At 37.4% G+C, this 1,135-nt stretch carries 1 protein-coding gene; it reads left to right on the top strand.

Annotated features, from left to right (window positions below; genetic code table 11):
- Positions 1-1,095, top strand: a 1,095-nt coding sequence (locus tag HMPREF0819_RS02620; protein ID WP_004231913.1) for a GBS Bsp-like repeat-containing protein, incomplete at its 5' end; no start/stop codon positions are given.
- Positions 1,096-1,135 lie beyond the last annotated feature (40 nt).

Raw genomic sequence — 1,135 nt, 5'->3', positions numbered from 1 at the left:
CATGATTCTAAAAGAGGCACATTACAAGTTGTGATTGCAGAAACTGAGAATTCAAAAGATATTCAAAGTGTTACAGTTGCTGCTTGGTCAGACCCAAATCAAAAAAATCTTCATTGGTATAATTCTGCAAAAGTTGTAAACGGCAGAGTGATTATCAATGTCGATGAAAAATATCATCATAACATTTCAGCAGATTATACTATCCACGTTTATGTCAAGACAAAAGATGGTGAAACTAAAGGCTATAATCTTGGTCAATACGCTTTAAATAATAAACAAGTAACTGCTAGCGTATCAACTAATTACAAGGGAACTGGTATCTATGGCGTAAATATTTCCGGTGTTTATTCAAGCGGTACAGTGAAATACGCTGTTTGGTCAGAAGTTAACGGTCAAAATGACATTAGGTGGTATGATGCTACAACATCAGGAACAAACGCAACTGGTCTTATCAACGTTGCAAATCATTCTGGTACGGGAACTTACCACATACATGTGTATCAGTCTGATAATGGTCAAATGTACTTTTTGACGTCTACTGATTTTACCGTTAAACGTACAAATTATAATACCCCTTATTACAACCAACGTGATGGCCGTTGGGGTGGTAATCGGTATGGTTACTACACTTTGGCATCTACAGGCTGCGTCCCAACTAGTCTTGCTATGGTCTTTTCATCTCTAACAGGAAATGAAGTGCTCCCAACTACAGTAGCAAGTTACCTCTATAACAATACTGTTGAATTTAATCGTGGAACAGAAGGAACAACAGGAAATGGTATTTTGGTTGCCTCTCGTCAATGGGGCTTGACACCAACGGTTATCAATTCTTCAGCTGCACTAACAAGTGCACTCAAAGAAGGGCATCATGTGGTAGCAGCTGTTCAACAGGATAAATTCTCACCTTGGGGGTGGGGAACTAGCCATGAAATTGTTCTAAAAGGTTATTCAAACGGTAATACATATGTTTATGATCCATACAACGCTTCAAATAATGGTTGGTATTCAATTGAACTACTTTGGAGAGAACAAAGTACACAAGCAGTTGATGTTAATGGTTTAGGGCATCCATTTGTTAAAGTAGTAGATGTATGATTACAAAATTGGAAGTTTAAATAACTTCCAATTTTTATGG

This window comes from Streptococcus equinus ATCC 9812, from assembly GCF_000187265.1.
GTDB classification, from domain to species: Bacteria; Bacillota; Bacilli; order Lactobacillales; family Streptococcaceae; genus Streptococcus; species Streptococcus equinus.
This window is presented reverse-complemented; position numbering and strand designations above follow the sequence as displayed.